Source organism: Staphylococcus lloydii (assembly GCF_015775975.1).
In the GTDB taxonomy this organism is placed as follows: domain Bacteria; phylum Bacillota; class Bacilli; order Staphylococcales; family Staphylococcaceae; genus Staphylococcus; species Staphylococcus lloydii.
In genome coordinates this window covers 598,721-617,241 of record NZ_CP064056.1, presented here as the reverse complement: position 1 = coordinate 617,241, position 18,521 = coordinate 598,721, and the positions used below count along the sequence as shown (strand labels likewise).

18 protein-coding genes are annotated in these 18,521 nt (G+C 32.8%); 6 read left to right on the top strand and 12 right to left on the bottom strand.

What is annotated here, in order from left to right; genetic code table 11:
• The first annotated feature begins 6 nt into the window (after positions 1 to 6).
• Positions 7 to 378 (top strand): aggregation-promoting factor C-terminal-like domain-containing protein, encoded by a 372-nt coding sequence (locus ISP08_RS02740; RefSeq protein ID WP_195719289.1) that lies wholly within the window; start codon positions 7 to 9, stop codon positions 376 to 378.
• A gap of 276 nt (positions 379 to 654) precedes the next feature.
• On the opposite strand, the gene ISP08_RS02735 is transcribed toward ISP08_RS02740, so the two are convergent.
• Positions 655 to 1,524, bottom strand: coding sequence for a cation diffusion facilitator family transporter (locus tag ISP08_RS02735; RefSeq protein ID WP_195719288.1), 870 nt, complete (start codon positions 1,522 to 1,524; stop codon positions 655 to 657).
• Positions 1,525 to 1,717: 193 nt separating this feature from the next.
• Positions 1,718 to 2,101, bottom strand: coding sequence for a GtrA family protein (locus tag ISP08_RS02730; protein ID WP_195719287.1), 384 nt, complete (start codon positions 2,099 to 2,101; stop codon positions 1,718 to 1,720).
• Between the two features lie 484 nt (positions 2,102 to 2,585).
• On the opposite strand from ISP08_RS02730, the gene ISP08_RS02725 reads away from it, so the two are divergent.
• A complete protein-coding gene (locus ISP08_RS02725; protein ID WP_195719286.1) occupies positions 2,586 to 3,746 on the top strand; it encodes a glycerate kinase in 1,161 nt (386 codons plus the stop codon).
• 62 nt (positions 3,747 to 3,808) lie between these two features.
• A complete protein-coding gene (locus ISP08_RS02720; protein WP_195719285.1) occupies positions 3,809 to 5,017 on the top strand; it encodes a putative multidrug effflux MFS transporter TcaB in 1,209 nt (402 codons plus the stop codon).
• Between the two features lie 46 nt (positions 5,018 to 5,063).
• Here ISP08_RS02720 and ISP08_RS02715 read toward each other — a convergent pair whose 3' ends face one another.
• The gene (locus tag ISP08_RS02715; RefSeq protein ID WP_195719284.1) at positions 5,064 to 5,531 is read right to left on the bottom strand and encodes a GyrI-like domain-containing protein; all 468 of its coding nucleotides are present in this window, start codon (positions 5,529 to 5,531) and stop codon (positions 5,064 to 5,066) included.
• 124 nt (positions 5,532 to 5,655) lie between these two features.
• Between ISP08_RS02715 and ISP08_RS02710 the strand changes: the two genes are divergently transcribed.
• Complete coding sequence (locus ISP08_RS02710) at positions 5,656 to 6,270, top strand: C39 family peptidase (protein WP_195719379.1); 615 nt, start codon at positions 5,656 to 5,658, stop codon at positions 6,268 to 6,270.
• 9 nt (positions 6,271 to 6,279) lie between these two features.
• Here the strand turns inward: ISP08_RS02710 and ISP08_RS02705 are convergent, their stop codons facing one another.
• Positions 6,280 to 7,089 (bottom strand): metallophosphoesterase, encoded by an 810-nt coding sequence (locus tag ISP08_RS02705; RefSeq protein ID WP_195719283.1) that lies wholly within the window; start codon positions 7,087 to 7,089, stop codon positions 6,280 to 6,282.
• Positions 7,090 to 7,278: 189 nt separating this feature from the next.
• Here ISP08_RS02705 and ISP08_RS02700 point away from each other — a divergent pair, with 189 nt between their 5' ends.
• On the top strand, positions 7,279 to 9,300 hold the full coding sequence (locus ISP08_RS02700; protein WP_195719282.1) for a cation:proton antiporter domain-containing protein: 2,022 nt from the start codon (positions 7,279 to 7,281) through the stop codon (positions 9,298 to 9,300).
• 173 nt (positions 9,301 to 9,473) lie between these two features.
• Positions 9,474 to 9,974, top strand: coding sequence for a GNAT family N-acetyltransferase (locus tag ISP08_RS02695; protein ID WP_195719281.1), 501 nt, complete (start codon positions 9,474 to 9,476; stop codon positions 9,972 to 9,974).
• A 61-nt stretch (positions 9,975 to 10,035) separates the two neighbouring features.
• Here ISP08_RS02695 and ISP08_RS02690 read toward each other — a convergent pair whose 3' ends face one another.
• The 8 genes from ISP08_RS02690 to ISP08_RS02655 form a co-directional block, all read right to left on the bottom strand.
• Complete coding sequence (locus ISP08_RS02690; RefSeq protein ID WP_195719280.1) at positions 10,036 to 10,476, bottom strand: DUF805 domain-containing protein; 441 nt, start codon at positions 10,474 to 10,476, stop codon at positions 10,036 to 10,038.
• A gap of 61 nt (positions 10,477 to 10,537) precedes the next feature.
• Positions 10,538 to 12,139, bottom strand: a complete 1,602-nt coding sequence (locus tag ISP08_RS02685; protein ID WP_195719279.1) for a M20/M25/M40 family metallo-hydrolase — start codon at positions 12,137 to 12,139, stop codon at positions 10,538 to 10,540.
• Positions 12,140 to 12,291: 152 nt separating this feature from the next.
• Complete coding sequence (locus ISP08_RS02680) at positions 12,292 to 13,689, bottom strand: MFS transporter (RefSeq protein ID WP_195719278.1); 1,398 nt, start codon at positions 13,687 to 13,689, stop codon at positions 12,292 to 12,294.
• Positions 13,690 to 14,073: 384 nt separating this feature from the next.
• Complete coding sequence (locus tag ISP08_RS02675) at positions 14,074 to 14,838, bottom strand: alpha/beta hydrolase (RefSeq protein WP_195719277.1); 765 nt, start codon at positions 14,836 to 14,838, stop codon at positions 14,074 to 14,076.
• Between the two features lie 15 nt (positions 14,839 to 14,853).
• On the bottom strand, positions 14,854 to 15,549 hold the full coding sequence (locus ISP08_RS02670) for an ABC transporter permease (protein WP_048793129.1): 696 nt from the start codon (positions 15,547 to 15,549) through the stop codon (positions 14,854 to 14,856).
• Between the two features lie 3 nt (positions 15,550 to 15,552).
• Complete coding sequence (locus ISP08_RS02665; protein WP_195719276.1) at positions 15,553 to 16,497, bottom strand: osmoprotectant ABC transporter substrate-binding protein; 945 nt, start codon at positions 16,495 to 16,497, stop codon at positions 15,553 to 15,555.
• 15 nt (positions 16,498 to 16,512) lie between these two features.
• Positions 16,513 to 17,148 (bottom strand): ABC transporter permease, encoded by a 636-nt coding sequence (locus ISP08_RS02660; protein ID WP_195719275.1) that lies wholly within the window; start codon positions 17,146 to 17,148, stop codon positions 16,513 to 16,515.
• Positions 17,145 to 18,326 carry a betaine/proline/choline family ABC transporter ATP-binding protein gene (locus ISP08_RS02655; protein WP_048793132.1) on the bottom strand — a complete coding sequence of 394 codons (1,182 nt, stop codon included), beginning with the start codon at positions 18,324 to 18,326 and terminating at the stop codon, positions 17,145 to 17,147. The genes ISP08_RS02660 and ISP08_RS02655 overlap by 4 nt, the downstream gene beginning before the upstream one ends.
• Positions 18,327 to 18,521 lie beyond the last annotated feature (195 nt).

Genomic DNA, 18,521 nt, shown 5'->3' with positions numbered 1-18,521 from the left:
TTTACAATGAAGAAATTTTTATTAGCATCATTCGCAACTTTATCAATAACAGCAGCTGGCGTAGGTATTAGCGCAAGTTCATCAGAAGCGCATGCAGCAGAAACAACTCAATCAAGCCAATCAACTGAATCTGTACACCAAGAATTCTTAAATGCTGGTGGTACTGAAGAATTATGGCAAAAAGTAGTATTACCTGAATCAGGTGGTAACCCAGATGCAGTTAATGAATTAGGCTATCAAGGTCTAGGCCAAACTAAAGAATCTTGGGGAACTGGTTCTGTTGAAGAACAAACTAAAGGTATGGTTCAATATGCCAAAGAACGTTACGGTTCAATTGATGAAGCTATTTCATTCCGTGAAGCTAACGGTTGGTGGTAATTGCTATAAATAAAACTTTGCTAATATAGTAAAAGTTTAAACTGTCGACAAAGCGATTTGCTTTGTTGGCAGTTTTTTTATTAATTTAGTTATTGTGATTAATTGTATTAAATGAGCTATATATTTTTGTGTGCAACGTTAACATCAGTAAGCATAGAATAAGAATAAAACTATATTTTCATAAAAAAGCATCTTATTTCCTGACAAAAATCAAGGAAACAAGATGCTTTTGAGTTATGAAATATGTCGACCCGCTTTGATGTCGTATATTTTTTACTATTGTATAGAATACGGTTCAGGATGTACATAAACTGAAGAAATGCCTTTAGCATGCATATGTTGTTCGACATCATCACATATTTGATGCGCCTCTTCTAAAGTTAAATCAGAAGCAACAATAATAGTCACATCCACAAATACACTGCTACCATAATATCTACCTTTAATTGATTGAACGTCTATAACGTCCTCCACTTCTTGCACATAATTTTTATATGCTTCTAATTCATGTTCATTAAATCCATCACTTAAGGCAAAAATAGATTCTTTAAAAATGCCAAAACCAGTATAGATAATTAATAATCCTAATAATGTGGCTAAAATGATATCGACTATCGGTAAACCAAATTGGGTAAATACTAAGCCAATTGCTGTACCAATACTGACAAGTGCATCTGACAAGTTATCTTTTGCTGCAGACTTTAGTGAGCTACTGGATGTACTAGTGGCTAATTTATGATTAATAACATATACGCCAAGCATTATGAAACCACTGACGATGCTGACGTAAATTGTAATTACATTAGGCGTTGCATTTTCGTTGGTAAATATACGAGGTAAATTTTCGACAACAACTTGAATACCAACAAACATAATAATAAATGATACTAATAATGTAGAAATATTTTCCGATTTTAAATGACCATATGGGTGATTACTGTCTGCAGGTTTAATTGAGATTTTCAATCCCACTATTACTGCTAATGACACGATGATATCCGTCATATTGTTCAGACTATCCGCTCTTACCGCTGCCGAATGGTAAAGCGTACCTATTACAAATTTAACTATAGATAATACAATATAGACTATTAAACTTAAATAAGCACCTCTCTGTGCTATTTTTAAATTATTACTTTGATTCATAGCTTAAACCACCTTAAACCAGACTGAAATATTATTATGACCGATTCAACAAACATTTACAACGTTTTTTATATAAAAATTATTTAATACAAATGTTGTAATAAATGATTTAGCTTAACCTAAAAAAATTTATAAAATATGAGCAAACCCAGTTGCCTATTATGTCTTAAAAAGCCCGTAATAATTAGTCATATTAATCATCTTTCAATATATATTTAGATAGTACAAAAGTTATTGGAATCGTAACAACTAAACCAATAAATGGCGCGATTACAGAAGAAATATGTAACCAATGAACAAATACATAGAGTAGCCCAGTTTGCATCCCCATATTAATTACTTGTGTTATAGGAAATTGAATAAACTTTTTCCATGTAGGTTGTACTTTATAGACAAAGTAGCAATTTAAATAATAAGAAATAATGAAAGCCACAATAAAACCTGTAATATGACTAACTAAATAATTCACGCCTAATAATTTCAATAGTAATAAATAAATAATATAGTAATTTAAAGTGTTGATACCACCTACTATTATAAATTTAATAACTTCATATTGTGTTTGAGTTATTTTCATCTTGTTCTCCTTTATGTTCTTAACACATGAATAACATTAACTACTCAAATGGCTGATCCATGCATGCTCATTTAGGATAGTATATTTTGAGCATTAACTTGCTGAAATTGATTTATAGTTCTTTCTATATTTTTTAGTGCCTCTCTATATACTTTATAAAGATGTGATAAATATCTATTATTTTATTTGAACTGACCATAACTATACCCACTTTTATACATCAATAAATCAAGACAATCTAACTTCTTAAAGCTACATTACTCTGTTACCCATTTTTATTAATATATGTTTGATCTTTATAGAAAATGCGTTTTTAATTTATGTAATTTAAAAGTCGCTTGATTAACTCATAGATAATGCTATTGGTTAGATTATACTTTCTTGCAACACAACGCAAAAATTAAGTTATCGCAATTTTGCATTGTAATCCTTTTCATATTAAGATTAATATATTCATTATATGGCAACGTTGGAGGCTTGACCCATGACAAACATTAAAAAAATAGTTATCGCACCCGATTCTTTTAAAGAAAGTATGGCTGCAATTGAAGTCGCTGATGCAATTGAAAGAGGTTTTGCTAAGGTTTTTCCTAACACAACAGTGTACGATAAAATCCCTATGGCTGATGGAGGTGAAGGCACTACTGAAGCTTTAGTTAATGCTTTAAATGCCAGTTACCGTAAAGTCTCTGTAAAAAATCCTATTAACAAAACGATAACCGCTTCATATGGTTATGCTTATGAAACAAATACTGCAATTATTGACATGGCAAGTGCTTCTGGACTTGATTTAATTGCCGAAGAGGATAAAAATCCGTTAATTACAACGAGTTATGGTACTGGCCAACTTATTAATGATGCAATCGAACAAGGTGCTCAGCATATCATTTTAGGCATCGGTGGTAGTGCTACAAATGATGGTGGCGTAGGTATGTTAAGTGCATTAGGTTGTAAATTTTTAGATAGTGACAATCAAACGCTCAAAGCTGGTGGCGCTGCTTTAGCTAAGCTATCGCATATTGATATGAGCAACCTTAATCCAAAGCTTAAGGACACAACAATCGAAGTAGCATGTGACGTGACCAACCCCTTATTAGGTAAATATGGTGCTAGTGAAATATATGGCAGGCAAAAAGGTGCGACGGAAGATATGATAAAGCAATTAGACGCTGCATTGACACGTTATCATGATGTGATTGAGCAACAACTTAACGTATCTGTAAAAGATATAGAAGGCGCTGGTGCAGCAGGTGGATTGGGAACTGGTTTATTAGCATTTTTAAATGCCAATTTAGCTAAAGGTATCGATATTGTCTTAAAAGAAACTCAATTTACACAACGCGTAAAAGACGCTGACTTAGTCATTACTGGCGAAGGTAAAATGGATCATCAAACAATTTATGGTAAAACGCCAATTGGTGTGTCTCACGCTGCACAACGCTTCAATGTACCAGTCATAGCAATTGCTGGTAGTCTTGGAGAAGGATATCAAGCAGTATATGAACATGGCATTTCATCTGTATTTAGCATTCTACAACAACCTTGCTCGTTAAGTGATGCATTAGAAAATGGTCGTCAATATATGGAGCAAACGGCTGAAAATATTGCTCGGTTATTATTAATAGACAAAAATCATAATAATTAGTTACAAAATAATAGACTAACGTTATAATTAACAACTGACTGTTAAATAAAGGAGAACATTAAATGGACACACAGAATAAAAGTCCCTTACCTTTAATGATTATTATTGTACTAGGTATTATGACCACTTATGGTCCCTTAACTATAGATATGTATGCCTCTTCATTACCTCACGTCCTTAAAGATTTTGGTTCTACAACATCGCACGTTCAGCTTACGATGTCGTTTGCAATGATAGGTTTAGCTTTAGGGCAATTTACCTTCGGACCATTATCAGATGCATTTGGGCGTAAAAAAATTGCACTAATTATCATTAGTATTTATACCGTGGCATCACTTGTAGCTATCTTTACAACTACATTGCCATTTTTCTTAGCTTTACGCTTTATACAAGGATTAACTGGTGGTGGAGCAATTGTTATTGCTAAAGCTTCCGTAGGTGATAATTACGAAGGACCCTCGCTTGCAAAAGCATTAGCTTCATTGCTTGTAGTTAATGGTATCATTACTATTTTAGCTCCACCACTTGGCGGTTATGCGTTAAGTTTAGCTGGTTGGAGAGCGGTATTCGTAGCATTAACAATTATTAGTTTTATTATTTTATTATTAGCAATATTCAAGATGAAAGAAACACGTACACATCACACTGCGCAATTGAATTTCACAGAAATATTTAAAGACTTTGGCGCCTTATTAAAACAAAAGACATTTATTATTCCTATGTTGTTACAAGGTTTAACGTATGTCATGCTATTTAGTTTTGCCTCTGCAGGTCCCTTTATTACGCAAAAAATTTATAGCTTATCGCCACAAGAATTAGGTATTATTTTCTCAATCAATAGTATCGGGTTAATTATAATGAGTCAGGTTACGGCTAAACTAGTCGAATACATTAGCCGCTTTAGCTTATTAATTTTACTAACACTTATTCAAATTGTTGGTGTCGTTGTTATCTTTGTAGGATTATCCTTACATCTCCCTATCTGGGTCTTAATTGTTGGCTTCTTTTTAAACGTATGTCCTGTCACAGGTATTGGGCCTTTGAGTTTCGCATTAGCTATGGAATCACGTACAGGTGGCAGTGGTAATGCTTCAAGCCTATTAGGACTGTTCCAATTCATACTTGGTGGAATAATGTCACCTTTAGTTGGTATACAAGGACAATACAGTTTTATACCATACGTTAGTGTATTAATAATCACAACTGTTATTATAATTATGTTGGAAATCTTACTAAAATATAACTTACGTTCAACAAAAAAAGAACATTAATAAAATCGCCGTATATCAATATTAAATGATATGCGGCGATTATTTGTTATTCAATTGCAAACCATAATTCAGTTACATAATGATCTGCTTCTGTATCTCCAGAACGATACAATTCAAAAAAAGGTTCATTTTTTAAAGTAACGTTCAATTTAGGTAATAATTGTTGATGTATTTCTTCCATTGCATGATGTATTGATTCAGGTACTTTCCCTACCGCTTCAAATACAATATATTTCGTTGTTGGGAGTTCGATTGTTTCGCATCCACTGATTGCTTTATCGACTGATACACCAATCAAATAATCCATGGCTCCAGATTGTCGCGGTATACACAACCCTACTAGCCCATCTAATTGATTATTTTTTAATCCCATTAAATATTGACCGTTATTATCTTCGTTAAAATCTAACCAAAAACGATAAATATTCTCTTGTGCTTCTTTACCAGATTGATATTCACGTAAATAGCCAGATACTAAAATACTTGTTTTTTCTTCTACACGATAGTGCATCATTATCACCTTTTCACTTTAAAAGTATAATGCTTGATTACTTTTACAAAGCATTTTATAATAATTTTCTTATTACAAGCGCTATAATATTTATAACAAATTATTTTATACAATAATGGAGTGCCTAATTATGCGAAAATTGCTCAATGTCAAACCACTAAGTCAATTATGTCCTATTCCGATTATAATGGGGTGTGAAGGTGTGTGTGCCTCAATGATATTAAGACATAACCATACCAATATTGCACCTTTGAAATTAATGCGCCATTGGCCTAAACATGATAACAATCCACACAAAGGTTATGTCGGCCATCATTTTTCCATCAAATTAGGCCATCATCAAACAATATTTCCAAGTGCTATCGTACCCTACTTAAAGCATTACAATCCTAACATCATAGATAGTACAGGTAAATCTTTAACTGAATTAACAAAAGTTATAGATCAAGGCCAACCTGTTGTCATATATCATACGGTTTTAGGTCAAAAGCCAGTGTCACGCGTATTTAAATTTGATAATATTCCAACCAAATTAGTTTCCAATATTCATACAACAGTTTTAGTAGGTTATGATGAGGCAAACTACTATTATATCGATCCACTGTGGTTAAATGTTTTCCAAAAGATTTATCTTCCCGCCATCGTACCAACACGCCGTCAAATATTAAAAATAAGCAAAGATAAAATGGAAACGAGTTATAATGCGCCTGGTAAAATGAGTTTTTATCTAAAAAATTATTAAATATTAAACTTAAACTGTAAGGGTCACTAACGTATTTTCAAGTTCGGTCTGTAAATCCTTTGTACGCCATTGTCGTTCATAACCGAGACAAGGACAAATATAAGTAATACCCGCTTCTTCTATACTTTTACGAAAATGGACATGGCCCATGATGCTGTATTTGATAGGATATGTGTTATATAACCTATCAAACTTCGATGTCCCTATAAAAGCGTTAAAGTAGTCAAATATACGATGAGGCGTTGGTACAACAAATTGACTATGCGTAACAATATGCGTCATTAATATTATTTTTTTATCTTTTACCTTAGCTAAATCTTTTTCGGTTTGTTTTAACGCTAAATCGGACATCGATTGGTCATTCAACGGCCAATCGATTTTTTCTTTGTCTTGCCACGTAGCTCCGTAATATTTACGTTGCGCTAAGCGTTCTTCAGAAAATTTATTATCACCATAGCTATAATCATACCAAGCCGTATTACCTACAATCGCCCATTCATCGTTGATCTCGTATGGTTTATTAATTAAACATTCATCCATGTTCAAATAAAAATCTAGAATTTCTAAAGATGCTAGATCAGTATTATCCGTCCAAAAATCATGATTACCAGGAATAAATAATACAGGAATGTTTAGTGACTGCTTAAGTTTTTTTATATAGCCCGCAGTCATTTGATAATTATTTGAAATATCACCTGCTATCAGCAATAATTCTATATTTTTATTTTGAGCCGTTTTTATCACATAAAATTCAAAGTCTTCAGGTGAATACTTATTTCCTCTATCAATATGTAAATCAGCTATTACACCTATTTTCATCTAAATCCCTCTTCTATTGTTTATATCTTGTTAATTATGCCATACACGCTTTATTTTTATTATTAATTAGCCCATTATTACATGATAACTACATTATTTTTTCAATTTAATTATAATAAACACTATTTCGTTTATTCTTACGTTCATCATGATAAAATAAAAGGTACTAAATTTAATAAGGGAGTATTTATGTTATTATTAGAAGCTTTTTTAATTTTTATAATGGCCGTTATTGTCAGTTCAATTATACATAATAAATTCGAAAAAATTCCAATGGCTTTTATTCAAATCGCTCTAGGCGTTTGTTTATTTGTTCTACCCATTCCCGTACATTTCGAATTTAATTCAGAAGTATTTATGATGGCAGTTATCGCCCCATTATTATTTGTGGAGGGTACACACGTTTCACGTACTAAATTATTAGAATATCGTAAGCCCATTATTTTAATGGCAATGGCGTTAGTTTTTGCTACCGTTATTGGCGTTGGCTTTTTCATACATTGGATTTGGCCAAACTTACCTATGCCAGCAGCTTTTGCTATCGCCGCAATATTATGCCCTACCGATGCAGTTGCTGTTCAAGCTATTACGAAAGGGAAAATTTTACCTAAAGGGTCAATTACGATTTTAGAAGGCGAATCTTTACTTAATGACGCTGCAGGTATTATCTCATTTAAAATCGCTGTAACGGCACTCGTTACCGGTGCATTCTCTGCCATTCATGCAGTTGAACAATTTGTGATTTCAACTATATTAGGTGTACTCATAGGATTAATTATTGGCTTTGCTATCATACGCTTGAGAATATACTTAACTACGACTAAATCTTTAAAAGATAGTAACACGCTTATTTTCATCCAATTATTAACACCTTTTGCTACATATTTAATAGCTGAAGAATTTCATGCATCAGGTATTATCGCAGTAGTTATCGCTGGTTTGATACATGGTTTCGAGCGTGACCGTTTAATTCGTGCACAAACCGAATTACAGATGAACTACAATCAAATATGGAATACTTTAAGTTATGCACTTAACGGTTTCGTCTTTGTTGTTTTAGGCTACATCGTGCCTAAAGTAGTTTCAGAAATTATCGCTCACGAGCGAGATAATATTTCATTTTTAATTATCACTACACTACTCATTGCATTGGCAATCTATGCATTCCGGTTTATTTGGGTCTTTGCTTTATATAAAGTATTTTATTATCCAAATAATATTCAATCGTATTTAGATGACGGTGAAGAACGACCAGTTAATCGTCTTCAATATGCATTTACAATGACAATGTGTGGTATTCACGGTACTATTTCGCTCTCGATGGCATTGACTTTACCAACGTTGTTAGCGAATCATACACCATTTCATTACAAAAACGACTTACTCTTTATAGCATCACTTATGGTGTTAATTAGTTTAGTGTTAGCTCAAATCGTATTACCACTCATTACACCGTCAGAAACCAAATCTATTTCGACATCTATGAGTTATCAAACTGCAAAAGTATTCATTGTTCAAAAAGTTATTTTTCATTTTAAAAAATTATCTAAAGAACAAAATAATCAAAATTACCAAGCTATTCTATCCGATTATTATGAGGAGTTATTCTTCTTATTAAATTTAGATCCTACTAATAAAAACAGCCAAGAAGTACAACGTTTAGAGCAAATTGCGAGTCAGGTAGAAACTGAAACGTTAGAACAACTGATAGATCAAGATAAGTTAGACAGACAAACATTACTAAACTATCGCGCGTTGCTTGAAAACACGCGTCAATTTAGAGAAGCATCAAGCACACATAAAATTAAAACCGTGATTAAAATTTTAATTTTACGTTTCCGAGCTAAACGTCATAGCGATGATAATCAAATCGAACAATTCAAGTCGCATTATCAGGAAGTTAAAAACGTTACACGTACTATCAATCATCAAGTTATCAAACGTTTGAAACAAGAACAAAATGAAGATAATTACTTAGAAGTAAGTATCGTTCTAAACACGTATCAACAGCGTTTATCAGGTATTAGAAACAAGAGTAAAATTAAAAAAGGTCTCATTCCGACTCAAACTTCGGCTCAAAAATTAGAAGGTCTATATTTACAACGACAATTTTTAGATCAATTGATAGAACAACAGAAAATCGACGATAAAGTCGCAACTCAAATTCGCGAAAATATTAACTATAATGAAATCGTCATGTCTTCACATTAATATTTAACACACCTCTACTATGAAGCTTTTAACATTATCAAGCTACGTAGTAGAGGTTTTTATATTATAAATTAGTTATATTTTTACAAACTTTGTTTACAGTTCTTTTAATTTTTATATTAATATAAAAATGCTATAATTGTATCAATTTAACAAATGAGGAGGGGCTGGTTATGGAGTTTACGATTAGAGAAATGCGAGAAGAAGATAAGCACGGAAAAGCCATAGTCCATTATGAAAGTTGGATTGAAACATACACACCGCTCTCAGTAGATAATTATTTAGAAAATCTAGATAAGCATCATTTTATAAAAGAATCTTCTTCTCAAAACGCACCTACACTTGTTGCAATTACCAATAATGAAGTAGTCGGATTTATTTCATTTGGTAAAACTGAAAAACAAAATGATAATGACGATTGGAGTGAAATATTCGCGTTATATTTACTCGAAGAATATCAAAGTCATATGATTGGTTTCGCATTAACTCAACGCGCCCTCGAGCTATCATATCCAGACAATGTGACGTTATGGGTGGTTGAAGAAAATGAAAATGCTATTCATTTTTATGAACAAGTTGGATTCAAAAAAACAGATGATACTGCACCCGTATTTTTTGGTAAGACTTATCATGAAATTAGAATGGATTATTACCGCACAGAACACGACAACTAATAAAAGCACCCTAACCCACTAGTAAAGTGAGTTAAGGTGCTTTTTTACGCTGTATTTATTGTTATAGCCATTTCAGTTCATCTTCTGCTAGCTGCTTCGATGGAAGTAAGGCAATGACTATTAATATAATAGTACAAATGAACGTCACTACATTAAAAAATATAGCTACACCATTGACTTGCACAATATCAAAAGAAACATCTAAGACAAGTGATAATATAATTAAAATTAATGCCGTCATTCTTTTACGTCCCGCATCATAAAATCTACGCATTGTTAAGGCAATCATTGGGATGATATTAGCCAACGCAAAAATTCCAACGACTGCAGACAATACTGCACCGATAACAAAAGAACCCGCTATGAACGCAACCATTCCGATAATTGCTACGACAAAAATGATAATGATATGCGTTAGCACCGGTATCCAAAATTCTTGTCTGTTAGATTTATTAGTAAAATCTACATACCTTTTCCAAAAGTCTTTGTATGCATTAATCATATACAACACTCCATAAATTCATCTCATAATAAATATACCTTAATTAATATTTTTTTCACAGTTATTTACAGAAATATTGTTTTATAATTGATTCCAAAACAATAGGCAATTCAGTAAATGCGCTCGTCTTGTTTAAACGCTCGCTTACCTTATGTGCATCATTTCCTCTAGGGCCACATAATATAACTGGTGCGCTAATATTTTTAATCGTATCAAATGGGATATGGTAAGTATGATTAAAGCTTGGCGTATTATTTGCATATACTTCCATTTTTTCTACACTTGCATTTAAGTTTAAATAACTTGAATCACTAATACCATTAAAATAATTAATACGATGTGTCGCCCGTTTAAACTGTTTATTATTAATTTCAGTAACAGTTTTGATAATATCATTGACGATTGGTTCTTGTGAAGAATTGACAGCTGGATAATATGGTGGCGCGAAAAAAGTCACTACAGCTGGTGTAATATCACGACATATTTTCATTAATTCATCTGCTATGTTAACACTTTGCAAATGTAATTCAGGTGTATTTTTTAAAACCTCATCAATGAGATGCTCAATATAATCTTCTCCATATTGTTCGACTGCGTATTGTTTTAATTGTTCATATGTAAGCACATTAATTTTAGAATCAAATTGTAAATTTTCCTGTTCTAAAATATTCAGCCAATCACTCTCACATCGTTCAACGGCTTTAATAACCACGTCTAAAAATTGGCGATATAGCGCTTGTGGCGTTTTATTGAATAAAAACATATTATATAATGCGAACGTTCTAAATGGTGTTTGCACATCATACGTTTCTTTAATATCTTTATTTACTATCGCTACCGGCACAGGTGTAAACTCGCCTTCATATTGTTCTTTAAATTGGCGATTATATTCAATAGCTTGTGTAATATAACTATTCATATAATTTGAACTTAAACCATTCAGTGGATTACCAACATGTGTTTCGATACCATAGCATAGCACCCCAGGCATTATTTTCCCTATAGAACCACTATAAACGGAATGGCTTGGATCACCTGATTCTTGTTGGAAAGTAGGCTCACTATTTAAATGTAATGCAATATCAAGATTGAAATCTTGTTGGTATTGTTCGATGACTTCAACTGCTTTACGCATGCCTGAAGAATTCACCTCTTCATCTGGAACAGTAACTAGCAATAAATTTACGTCCCATTGTTCAGTACTCGCTTTTTCAATTAATGATAATTGTAGCATTAATCCTGCTTTCATATCCATGATGCCTCGACCGAATAAATAATCCCCAGATTGTAAATCCTCGACAGCAGCATCACTTAAATTGCCTCTATTTTCAGTGAAAAGTTGTGTTAATTGATCTGGATTACATGCAGCATCTTTATACGTAGTAAAGTCATCAATCCCTACTGTATCGAAGTGACTAATTAAGACCACAGTTTTCGTTGCTGTCGGTCCTTTATAAAGCGCAGTAACGAGTTCTTTATTATCTTCTGTCTTAGCTACTGTAATATGTTCTTTATGCTGTTGAAAATAGTCTAATTTCAATAATTTTTGCTCTACGAGTTTAGGAAATATTAACTCTCCTGGTGAATTTGTAATCGTTTCTTGATTAACAAGTTCCTTTAATAATTGTTCCCTATCCTCATATGTTTGCCATAGTAATCCCATAGCTTCATTCACCCCTTTGAAAACGCTTTTATATCAGTATAGTATTTTCATTAATCATATAGCAAACAAAAGCAAAAAGAGTTTAAGTAATATAAAAATGACTACATCTTTAACAGTGCATACTCATATTTATTACTTAAACTCTTGATTATTTAAATATTACTTTGATTTTTAGGGACAAAGACTAAGACTGCAATAAAGCCTAATACAGCTAGCAATGCATCAAAGAAAAATCCATACATAGCGCCAAGATGTATATTATAATGCGCCGTCATCACACTAAATACAGTGGCAGAAATTGCTACACCAAAAGAATTTCCTAGCGAAGATGCCATTTTATAAATACCTGAGGCTACGCCTACTTTATCTTCTGGAGCTGTCGTAACAGCTGTATCCGTTGAAGGAGTAGCGTATATTCCTAGTCCTATACCATATAGTAAATAACCAATTATACATATTATGATATAAAACGTAGATGATAAAAAAGTAAGCGAAATTAAGATAATGCCAAGTGCATTTAATGCAGCTCCCCATAACATAGGTTTTTTAGGACCGATTGCTTGCATTATCTTTTCACCAACAGGAATCATAACAAGCACTGAAATTAAATAAGTGATAGACATTGCACCAGATTGAAATGAAGTGAAATGTAATCCAGATTGGAAATACGTGTTCGCTACAATAAGTGTACCTGCTACTGCATTAAGCATAAAGTTAGAGATTGTTGCGCCACTATATCCTTTATGCTTAAAGACTCTGAAATCGATGAGCGGATTCACAAGTTTCTGTTCTACAATAATAAAAGCTATGATGCCGATGATAAATAGCGCAATTAAACTTAGAATTAATGGTGAGGTAATACCAAAATGTGATGATTGCGTAATAATTAAATTAATACTTAACATTGCAATAATTAATATCACTAATCCACTAAAATCAAATTTAGCTTTTTTAGCTTTTTCTGTTAATGGGGCTCTTGTTTCAGGCGTGTGTTTAATTAAAATCATTGCAATTATTGTGACAACAATTGATACGATAAAAATTGAGCGCCATCCTAAATAAGTAGCCATAATGCCACCGAAAAATGAAGTTATGCCGCCACCGCCCCACGATGCTATTGACCAATAAGTCAATGCTCTCTGACGATCTTTACCGATATAATATTCGTTAATTACGGCTAACGTAGCAGGCATAATAAAGGCAGCAGATAATCCTTGTACACCTCTACCTATCACTAACAATGCGGCTAGGCCGTTACCAGGTATCACTATTAATATTGAGCCAATAATGTTAAGAATTAAACCGATATACATCATTTTCATTCTGCCGTATCTATCTGCTAAACCACCAGCACCAACCACAAACAACCCACACAATAAGGCTGTTATGCTAACCGCCGTACTAATAATACCGTCATTTGTACTATATGATTTGTGCAAATCAGGTACGATATTAACTAATGATTGGGCAAATAACCAAAATGTAATAACTGCTAAAAATATACCTAAAAGAAGTCGATTATCTCCTTTAAAGGTTCGAGATGTATCCATTACATGTTTCCTCCTAAAGTTACTTACCACTTCGTCCTTATTTAAAATAGTTATACACCTTTCTAACACGATGCCTTTCACACTTTAAAAAAGTCTACCGCTATTTCAAATTGCAATAAATAACCTATAAATTTTACACTGAACTGATTAAAACAAAGTTTTTTTCCTTCACTTTAAAAAAGTCCATTTAAAAAGAGTAACACTTTGAAAAACAAAAAGCTAAAAGAAAAACTTTAACATTAAAAACTTTAAATAATTTATTTATACAAAGTGTAATAATAGTAGTTTTCTAATAAAAATACATATTTTGCGTTTTAAACTCCGTCCAACCTATTTTACACTCTAAAAAAACCTATCAGCGTTATGCTGATAGGTTGTTGTTATTTAATTAGCTTGGGCACACCATTCGATAACTTGTTTTATCGCCTTATCCCAGTATGCATAATCATGTTCACCACTGTCTTCTTCGAAATGATATGGTACACCTTGCTTGTCTAAATAATGAATAAATTGTTTGTTATCTTCATACAGAAAATCTTCTGTACCACACATTATCAATAGTTCAGGTAGCAATTTTTGTTGTGAAATTGCCTCATCGACAAGATGATACACATCTAAATCTGTACCAGTTATATCCGACCGATTTCCTACTATTGCTTGTGGAGAAAAGTCATACCAATCAATATTTAATAATTGATTAACATCAAACACGGCAGATAATGGACAAGCTTTACTAAATCTGTCGCCCTCGTTTAATGCAAATTTAATCGTGCCATAACCACCCATAGAATGACCTGCAATATAATTATCATCTCTATCTTTAGATAATGGCAATATTTGATGGACATAATCATAAACTTCTAATATATAATCATAATAATTATGGCCAAAAGCCATATTGCTATAAGCGCTATGATCAACACGTGGCATAACAATTGCCAATTGATGTTCATTCGCATATCTTTCGATACTTGTGTAACGAACATAAGTTGTTTCATCACTTGATAAACCGTGTAATAACATTAAACATTTTAATGGTTTGGCTTCTTTATCTGTCTCAAAATAACTGTCATCTTCAGGTAAAATAATTGTGATATTTTGATGCATGCCAATTGTTTTAGAATTATAATTTAGCGTCATAACTGCCATATAAATCAACTCCCTTTATGCGTTTGAATCTTGTGTTGTCGGTGTGGGTTGTTTTTTGCTTTTCTTATTTGATGGATCTAAACGTTTTTCTAATAATCTCAAACCAACATCAATAATGATAGCAATTAAAGCAATCGGAATCGCACCGGCAAGTATAAATGTTGTGCCATCAGTAGCATTTGTACCACGAATGACGATATCGCCTAGTGTAGGTGCTCCGATAAATGAACCTACGGCAACAACACCTATCGCAACAACAAGTGCAATACGTAAACCACCTAAGATAACTGACACCGAAAGTGGTAATTCAATCATTCTTAATACTTGGTTTTTTGTCATGCCCATCCCTTTACCGGCATCTTTAATATTTACATCGACGCTACTAATTCCAGTATAAGTATTTTTTATAATTGGTAATAGCGCATATAAAAATACTGTAACAACTACTGTAGTAGGTCCTAATCCCATAACAAGCATCAATATTGCTAGCATCGCAATAACGGGTACAGTTTGAATTATATTTGCTATTGAAATAATAACCCATGATAATTTACTATATCGTGCTATAAATATTCCAATTGGAATACCTACGATTGCTGCGAAAAGCACACCATATACAGACATTAACAAATGTTTTATAAATAGTTCCCATAGGTAGCCAAAGTTTACAGAATAATATTCAACTAACTGCTGTAATAAATTTCCACTCATCGCTTATTGACCACCTTTCTTTTTATCATCTTCGAAGTAATTATGTTTCTTTAAAAACTCTTCTGCCACGACTGCTGGTTCTTGACCTTTACCGTCGGCTTTATAGTTTAATTCTTGCATTTGTTTAGTCGAAATTTTATTTTCTAACTTTTCAATTGATGGCTTTATTTCTGGATGTTTTTTCAATAATTTGTCCGTTACAACAGCACTTGCGTCGTATGGAGGGAAGAATTTTCTATCATCTTTCAATACTTTCAAGTCATAAGCTGCAATACGTCCATCTGTGGAATAACCGACAGCAACATCTAAGTTTTTCGATTGCAATGCATCGTATACTAAACCAATTTGCATTGGTCTTACAGTTTTGAAAGAAAAGCCATATTCTTTCGTAAATCCTGGATAACCGTCACCTTTACGATTAGCCCATGAGCTATCGACACCTAAACGTAATTTATTACGGTATTTTTTTAAATCAGAAACTGTTTTTAAGTTATATTTTTTAGCCGTTTCCCTCGTTACCATAAATGCATACGTATTAGCAAAGCCGTATGAATTAAAGAATTTTTGATGAAATTTCTTTTGGAAACCTTCTTGTGTAACTTTCATCGCTTTTTTAGGATCCTTTATAGGATCTTCATTCAATGCGCCAGTCAAATCCGTACCTGTGTAACGTGCCCCAGAAATATTAGCATCTCCATTAACTAATGCACTATGTTGGATGGTACTGGAACCTAAATTATTAATTAAAGTTGGCTGTATTTTGCCTTTTGTATCATGTTCAATTTGTAACCTCACCATGTGCGCCATGATTTGAGATTCACTAGTCGCAACTGCAGTAATTTTCACGTCATCATTAGACTTACTATCTCCCAATCCAGGTAAGCCACATCCAGATAATAAAACTAGACATATGACGATAATAAACAATTTGCTTTTTACGTGTTTCATAATGTCCTCCTTCAATTATCTAGATACTTTTAACCCTTTTGGAACTGCCCATTTTTCTATTAAAGACAGAATAAAATCTACAAATAATGCTAATGCTGTAACTAACACAGCCGCACTTACAATCATCAATGGATCATAAAGATTTAATCCATTAAATACAAAGTCGCCTAATCCTCCAGCACCTACATAACTTGCTAATGTCGCCCAACTAATTACGTAAACTGAGGATAAACGTATGCCACCTAAAATAAGTGGTAATGCTAATGGCAATTCGACATCTTTCATTAATTGAAAACGTGTCATACCCATACTTGTGCCAGCTTCTTTTAAATTTTTATCGATGTTTTGTACACCAAGAACTGTATTATTTAAAATCGGTAATAGTACATAGATAAATAGTGCCACGATAGCTGGTGTTTTCCCTACACCAAATATCGGAATCATAATTGCCAATACTGCTAACGTTGGTATTGTTTGTAGTACACCGGCAATCGTTAAAACGATATTCGAAGTACGTTTTAATTTTGATAACAAAATGCCTATAGGAACAGCAACTACTATTGCAATCAGTAAAGCTATTATAGAAATATAAAAGTGTTCTATCGTTTTAGAAACCAACTGACTGCCGTTTTTAGCTAGAAAATCCATCATTGATTATCAGCTCCCACATCAGTAGGCTCAATAATTGCATCTCTATCTTCTTCTGAAGCTAAATCGCCCCACAAACTGTCATATACAATATCTACTAAGTTTGCTCTTGTAACAAGCCCTATTAGTGTATGATTATCTTCATCTACTACAGGAACATTACGCACATTTCTTTTCAAAATAGTACGTACCGAATCCTGTAATTTACTATCTATACGCACTCTGTATATATCACGTTGCATCATGTCGATAAGTTCTTTATTGTTTCTTAAACCTTGGTTAATATCTTCAATATCAAGATAGCCTAATAAACGATTCTTTTCACCCACAACAAAGATTGTATCAACACGTCTATTACGCATGATTTCAACAGCGTCATTTAATGTGCGATCAACATTTACTGTTACCGGTTTAATCATCGCCTCTTTAACTGATTTCATATTAGGTCGATCTTGAATTAATCTGTTTTGACCAATAAAGTCACGCACGAAATCATTAGCAGGATTACGTAAAATATTATCAGGTGTATCAAATTGTATGATTTTACCTTCAGACATAATACAAATTTTATCTGCTAATTTAATCGCTTCATCCATATCATGTGTAACAAAGATAAATGTTTTACCTAACTTTTGTTGTAATTCTTTAACTAAATCTTGTAATGTATCACGTGTAATTGGGTCTAGTGCGCCAAATGGTTCATCCATTAAAATAATATCTTGTTCGGCAGCTAAAGCTCTCACTACACCAATACGTTGTTGTTGGCCACCAGATAATTGAGATGGATATCTATCTAAAAACTCTTCCGGTAAATCTACTAATTTAATTAATTCTTTTGCTTTTGCATCTTTTTTCTCTTGAGACCATTTTAATAACTTAGGTACGAGTACGATGTTATCTTTAATAGTCATATGTGGCATAAGACCGATTTGTTGAATCACGTATCCAATACTACGACGTAATTCAACGCCATTCATTTTATTAATATCTTTGCCGTTTATTTTAATTTGTCCTTCTGTTGATTCGATCATGCGATTAATCATTCTTAAGGCAGTCGTTTTACCACTACCACTTGTACCAATAAAGGCAATAAATTCCCCAGCCTCAATATCTAAAGAGATATTATCTACAGCTTTTTTTCCTCCAGAATATACTTTTGATAAGTTTTTAATACTTAACATTGACTAATTCCTTTCTGTATGTAATTTGTTCCCTTAATAAGCAAAAGGGCCATCAGTAAGATGTATTACAAATTCTCAAATAAGTAAAAACAAGATACGAATGACCCTTTTCTCGTTTTATATGAGTTAGACAATGATTACCATCGTTACCAATAGTAATGTCTACTTCTAATAAAATTTATGTTTTCTATAAGT

Excerpts from the sequence above, each read along its gene's own strand:
- ISP08_RS02690 (WP_195719280.1), bottom strand. The coding sequence starts at position 10,476 with ATGATTAATGCATACAAAGACTTTTGGAAAAGGTATGTAGATTTTACT.
- ISP08_RS02715 (WP_195719284.1), bottom strand. The coding sequence starts at position 5,531 with ATGATGCACTATCGTGTAGAAGAAAAAACAAGTATTTTAGTATCTGGC.
- ISP08_RS02685 (WP_195719279.1), bottom strand. The coding sequence starts at position 12,139 with ATGGGATTACTATGGCAAACATATGAGGATAGGGAACAATTATTAAAG.
- ISP08_RS02720 (WP_195719285.1), top strand. The coding sequence starts at position 3,809 with ATGGACACACAGAATAAAAGTCCCTTACCTTTAATGATTATTATTGTA.
- ISP08_RS02730 (WP_195719287.1), bottom strand. The coding sequence starts at position 2,101 with ATGAAAATAACTCAAACACAATATGAAGTTATTAAATTTATAATAGTA.
- ISP08_RS02680 (WP_195719278.1), bottom strand. The coding sequence starts at position 13,689 with ATGGATACATCTCGAACCTTTAAAGGAGATAATCGACTTCTTTTAGGT.
- ISP08_RS02735 (WP_195719288.1), bottom strand. The coding sequence starts at position 1,524 with ATGAATCAAAGTAATAATTTAAAAATAGCACAGAGAGGTGCTTATTTA.
- ISP08_RS02665 (WP_195719276.1), bottom strand. The coding sequence starts at position 16,497 with ATGAAACACGTAAAAAGCAAATTGTTTATTATCGTCATATGTCTAGTT.
- ISP08_RS02700 (WP_195719282.1), top strand. The coding sequence starts at position 7,279 with ATGTTATTATTAGAAGCTTTTTTAATTTTTATAATGGCCGTTATTGTC.
- ISP08_RS02725 (WP_195719286.1), top strand. The coding sequence starts at position 2,586 with ATGACAAACATTAAAAAAATAGTTATCGCACCCGATTCTTTTAAAGAA.
- ISP08_RS02655 (WP_048793132.1), bottom strand. The coding sequence starts at position 18,326 with ATGTTAAGTATTAAAAACTTATCAAAAGTATATTCTGGAGGAAAAAAA.
- ISP08_RS02660 (WP_195719275.1), bottom strand. The coding sequence starts at position 17,148 with ATGATGGATTTTCTAGCTAAAAACGGCAGTCAGTTGGTTTCTAAAACG.
- ISP08_RS02675 (WP_195719277.1), bottom strand. The coding sequence starts at position 14,838 with ATGGCAGTTATGACGCTAAATTATAATTCTAAAACAATTGGCATGCAT.
- ISP08_RS02670 (WP_048793129.1), bottom strand. The coding sequence starts at position 15,549 with ATGAGTGGAAATTTATTACAGCAGTTAGTTGAATATTATTCTGTAAAC.
- ISP08_RS02740 (WP_195719289.1), top strand. The coding sequence starts at position 7 with ATGAAGAAATTTTTATTAGCATCATTCGCAACTTTATCAATAACAGCA.
- ISP08_RS02695 (WP_195719281.1), top strand. The coding sequence starts at position 9,474 with ATGGAGTTTACGATTAGAGAAATGCGAGAAGAAGATAAGCACGGAAAA.
- ISP08_RS02705 (WP_195719283.1), bottom strand. The coding sequence starts at position 7,089 with ATGAAAATAGGTGTAATAGCTGATTTACATATTGATAGAGGAAATAAG.